The organism is Candidatus Phytoplasma australasiaticum subsp. ipomoeae, assembly GCF_024425275.1.
In the GTDB taxonomy this organism is placed as follows: domain Bacteria; phylum Bacillota_I; class Bacilli_A; order Acholeplasmatales; family Acholeplasmataceae; genus Phytoplasma; species Phytoplasma australasiaticum.
On record NZ_JALQCV010000014.1, the window covers coordinates 1 to 5,266 of the forward strand.

Consider the following 5,266-nt stretch of genomic DNA (forward strand, 5'->3'; position numbering starts at 1 on the left):
AAATAAATTTAAAATTAATTTTTACATAAAAAATATTCTCAAAGCCTATCTACTTTAATATACAACTTTTAAATTAATATAAAATATATAAAAAAAAAAAAAATAATAAATTTTTTTTAAAAAAATAATAATTTTTTTAAAAAAAAATAATTTTTTTTTTAAAAAAAAATATATTTTTTAAAAAAAAAATTTAATTTTTAAAAAAAAAAAAAAAAAAAAAAAAAAAAAAAAATATACAATTAATATTAAAATATAAATAGCTAATTTAAATATATTTATACATTCTTCTCAATCGAGGAATATAACAACAATAAAAAGAGTGATAGACAATGGTTTTAGTAAAAAATAAATTAAGTTTCTTAAAATTATTTTTAGTTATTATTTTAAGGTTATTATTAATGATAAATAATAATCAAGTTATGGCGATAAAAAAACAAGAACTGATTTCCGATAATAAAAATATGAATATAAAATTATTAGAATTATCAATACAACAAAAACAATTAGAAGAACAAATATATTATTTTAGAAATCATAAAAAACCTAATTTAAATTTGGCGGATACAAAAGAAATTTTAAAATTAGAACAACAATACATCCAATTAAAAGAAAGAAAAAATGAAATTTACAAAAACATTTCACAAAAAACCAAAAAAGTAACTTTCAATTTAAAACCATTTATAAAAATTATATAAACAAAATAATTAAAATTAAAACCCATAAAAATTCCTCTTAGAATAAGAGGATTTTTTATCCAAATGCATTTTTTTTAAAAATAAAAATTATAAATTTTATATTTAATATATATTCATAATGATAATACGGATAGATTAATTGCGTTTTATTCAAAGATTTATCTTTGCTGTTTTATTTACAATCAGCCCCCGTCCAAACCGGACAAGCAAGTTTCCCAGCATCCGGCTTTCCATAATTTACTCTCTTGCGAGAACTAATTTCCCCTCACGGTTGATTAGCTATTTATTCTTATTGTTCTTATTCTTTCTGATATCGTGTATTTGTTGATTGGTTACCTTTCGGTGACAATCTTCACACAATACCTTTGTTCTTTTATTCATGATACTTTGGTGGTGCGCATTGCGGACCGTACCAATGTGATGAATTTGTAGTTGAGTTGTTTTATCGCAGTGCTCACAACGTTCCGCTTTTAGATGGTCGGTTAGATAGGTACGACCTTGGAAAATATACTTATTGATGGTAATATCGGGATTTCCCTTATAATTACGCATTTTTTTAATTTTGTCCCAAGTGTAAACATTCCATAGTTCGTATTGGGTTTCCCCTTTTATTAAGATAAGAAATTCCCCAAGTTGAACAAATTTTACATTTCTTTCGAACTTTGGCAATTGACGTTTTCCGTTTCCTTGCCAGCATTTTCAAACAGCTATATTCCGCTAGATAATTTAAATGGGTTAAGACCCCCGAGATTGTTAGCTAAACAAAAGTATTGGATAATTCCTCTAACAATTGTCTTATAGGTCCGGATTATTTCTAACTCGTCTCTATCTGCTAATGTTTCATCATGTCTCACCCTTCCCCTTTTTAACCAATTATATTCCTCTCCATATTCTTTAGCTTTCGCCTTGGGAATTTGGATCTAAACTTTGCCATTTAAGGAATTCTTGGTGGCCTTCTCTTGACGAGTTTTATTGGTGGGGTTGACCTTGATCATGTAGGATAGAAGCCTCGTTCCTTTACTGGCTTTCACAATTTTCTCGCACTGCCCCCCCCTTATTTTGTTACAACTTTTAACAATATTAATGATCATCTTGATCGCTATTTAGTTCGGAAATATCTCAGCTTCTCATTAGACGAAAGTATTGAATATTTCCAAAAAATAATTCAAATTAATATGAGTAAATTAACAAAATTGTTCTCTAATAATAAAAAAATACATCAGATCCAAATATTGTATCAACTCACAAACCTATAAAAAGAAAAAAATAAACATCTGTTATCAATCATAAATAATCCTTATCATCTATAAAATTATTTCGATCAAAGCTTATTTTATAATTGAAGACTATCTTTTATCAAAGGGCTGAATTTTATATGAACGCTTTTGGATGCCGAGGCATGTTAAGAAAAAAAGAGGAACTAAAACAAAAAAACTAGTTACGTTCCTAATCAAAAATATTTCTTAGAACAAAAAAACAGAAAATATGCTCAATTCTATTAACCAATTATCAATAAATAATGATGAAATAAATTTTCATTATTAATTTTTTTTAATATTTCTTTCTTAAATTTATATAATAGTGATATATTCAAATTTCTAAATTTGATAATAATATCTTTTATTATCAGAAAGGTTATGAAATTTTGTGAATCAAAAAAAATTTTTATAAAAAAAATATTTTATTTAAATAATAGTTATTTTTAGGAATAGTAATTATAATTATGATTAATAAAAATTATCATAATGTTATTTCTTCTTAAACACCTTTATCTTTTTTAGAACAAAAAAAAGAGATTTTCTAACCTGAAGAAGCACCGCTTCCTTCTAATCCACAATCTTTTACAAAACCTATTTCACCTAAAATCAAAACAACTGCAGTATGTTTATAATAAATTAAAACTGATCTTTTTCAAGAATCTTCTAATCCTGCTTTCTTACTACTTGATTTATCTTTCGAAGAAAAAAATTGCGGAATTGAAAACGAGTTGGTAACAAATGTTAGAAGGTTCATAAAAAATTATGAATATTTTATTAAATATAAAAAAGAATATGATCAATACTAATTTGTAATTAAATCCTTTTCCAAATCGAATAACAGTTTTAAAACCACAAACAATTTTATTAGAAAAAGATAAATGATAGAAGAGGTAATAAAGATAAAATTGAAAAAAACTTAAAGAAAAAATACTTGAAATAATTATTAAAATCAAAGATATTAATATTCAAATTAGTACATTAGAAATTAAATAAAAATATTACCAAGATAAGTTAGTTAATATTGAAAAATATAAAAAAAGATAGAAAAATACATGAAAGAAATCAGTGAATATTCTATTATTTCAAAACAAAAATTCCTTTTACGATATCACCTCAACTGAGGGATAAATAAAAGGAGAGTTATAAGTTAAAATGATGCAAATAAAAAATAAATTACATCTTTTGCCATCCTCTTTAATTAGTTGTTTAGGATTATTCTTCTTAATGAATATTAATCAAGTTATGGCAATGAATCCAAACTTTCCAGGAACTAGTAACAATCAACCTTCTCAACATAATCTCACTATTGAAGAAAATATTATCTATTTAAAACAAAAAATTTATGATAATGCAACCACAATAACAAACATAAATAAAACATTAAAAGAATCAGTTAATCTTACTGATGATGAAAAAAAAGACTATTAAGATTAAAAACAAATCACGAACAATTAGTTAATAATCAAAAAGAACAACTAAAAATTTATCAACATCTTTTAAATATACTTTAAATAATGACAATAACTAAAAATATTATCAATATAAAAATAATTTTCTTTTCTTAAATATAAAAGACCCTTTTGCGGGGGTCTTTTTTTATTTAAATAAATATAATAAAACATTAAATGTATTTAATTTAAAGATTTACTATTTAAAAGAGATTTTATCTAATTTATTTTTTATTTATTATAAATAATAAGGATACATATAAGTTATTAATAATATTTTGATGATGATTAATCAATTATTTATCGATAATTATTGCTTTTAGTAAAATGATAAAATTAATTTTAAAAAGAACAACATTATTTTTTAGTTAATAAATCTAATTTTTTTCTTAATTTAAGTTCTAATTCTGTTATTTCTAAATGTAAATCATATAAATTTGTTTTAAGATTATTTTTCTTTGATTTTAAACAAGATATTTGATATTTTAAAAAACTTTTAGAAACATTAAAATGGGATTTATTTTTAATTTTTAAATTCAATGATAACAATTCTTTGTCTACTGTATCAATTTCTTTTAATAATTCATTTTTTTTCCTTGAAAATTGATCTATTTTGTCTCTTAAAATTTCTATTTTAGTTTCTAAACAATCAAATAATATTTCAGAAGATTCTGTTCTTTTGATGGTTGAATAATTCGAACCAGCGTAAACTATATAAGATTTTTGATTATTTATAAATATTAAAGCTAAGAAAATTATAAATAAACAAATCATATTAATTTTTTTTATTTGTATTTTTGTGAACTTAAAATTCATATGATAAAAAACTTTCTAATGAAATTGACAAATATTTATAATTTTTTTATAAATTAATGAATATTTTTAAAAATTCATGAACAATCCATCTATAAGAAATAATAATTTGATTAAATTGCAATTTTTTTCTTAAATATATATTTTTAAATATTAATAGAAAAAAATATTATTAATTTGGTTCCTCAAATGAAAAAAAAGTTTATATTATTTTATTTAAATTTAATATATTAAGATAAAATTAATAGTTATATAAATTTTATTAAATATTTAATACATTTTTATTATATATTTTTTTTGAAATTTTATTTTCATAATAATGGAAAATGAAAAATTTATTTTTAAAATTATTATCATTAAAATAATTATTTATTATTTTAATAATATTAAAAAATAATTTTATTTTTAATATTAATATTAAAACCGCATTTAATAATATAAATTAATTTTTTATAAAAAATCATATTTAATTAAGCTTATTAATATTATAAGTAAGATAAAAAATTTATTTTTACTTTTTTCAAAATCTTGAAATAAAACATTAAGGTAAAAGATTAGGATGCCAAAGATACCTAAATTTCGCGGTATTTAAAAAATAACCAGGTCAGATCGCACTGCACCCCAAAAGTATTACAATTAATAAAATCTGTTAATTATGTTCAAGATCAACTTTATTAGTTGATCTTTTTTTGTTTTTTAAAAGAAATAAAAAGAGATTTCTTATGCTTATCTTTTCTAATTTATTTTGGCAAAGGGCGCGCCGCACTCTGTTTACTACACAACGTTTTTTGAAGTAATTAATAATAAAGATACCAATTATTGGTTACTTTTTTGTTTTTTTGCTCTTTTCAAATGAATCAAGAGGATAAATAGTCAATTTCATAAGGTTAATTCAATGGTTTACATAATTAATATTATAGGAAGTAAACTTTATAATAAAAAACATGTTTTTTACATAATATTTAATATTTTTATAAATAACAACTTTTTTAAAAAAATCATATATTTTTTTATATAAAAAGTTATTTTTTTGATATTTTTATTCTAAATA

3 protein-coding genes and 1 pseudogene are annotated in these 5,266 nt (G+C 21.1%); 2 read left to right on the plus strand and 2 right to left on the minus strand.

All coding sequences use genetic code 11. The annotated features are described in order from the left end of the window. Positions 1-329 precede the first annotated feature (329 nt). On the plus strand, positions 330-695 hold the full coding sequence (locus tag NQK76_RS02150; RefSeq protein ID WP_213680339.1) for an SVM family protein: 366 nt from the start codon (positions 330-332) through the stop codon (positions 693-695). Between the two features lie 279 nt (positions 696-974). Here the strand turns inward: NQK76_RS02150 and NQK76_RS02560 are convergent. Next, positions 975-1,732 (minus strand): annotated as a pseudogene (locus NQK76_RS02560) (group II intron reverse transcriptase/maturase); the annotation flags it as partial. 1,374 nt (positions 1,733-3,106) lie between these two features. Here NQK76_RS02560 and NQK76_RS02160 point away from each other — a divergent pair. Then, on the plus strand, positions 3,107-3,382 hold the full coding sequence (locus tag NQK76_RS02160; RefSeq protein WP_238120198.1) for an SVM family protein: 276 nt from the start codon (positions 3,107-3,109) through the stop codon (positions 3,380-3,382). A gap of 377 nt (positions 3,383-3,759) precedes the next feature. Here the strand turns inward: NQK76_RS02160 and NQK76_RS02165 are convergent, their stop codons facing one another. Continuing rightward, positions 3,760-4,218: a hypothetical protein gene (locus NQK76_RS02165; RefSeq protein ID WP_004994645.1), complete on the minus strand. Its 459-nt coding sequence runs from the start codon at positions 4,216-4,218 to the stop codon at positions 3,760-3,762. Positions 4,219-5,266 lie beyond the last annotated feature (1,048 nt).

Bases quoted from the DNA above. Each gene is read 5' to 3' on its own strand.
- NQK76_RS02150 (WP_213680339.1), top strand. From the start codon at position 330: ATGGTTTTAGTAAAAAATAAATTAAGTTTCTTAAAATTATTTTTAGTT.
- NQK76_RS02160 (WP_238120198.1), top strand. From the start codon at position 3,107: ATGATGCAAATAAAAAATAAATTACATCTTTTGCCATCCTCTTTAATT.
- NQK76_RS02165 (WP_004994645.1), bottom strand. From the start codon at position 4,218: ATGAATTTTAAGTTCACAAAAATACAAATAAAAAAAATTAATATGATT.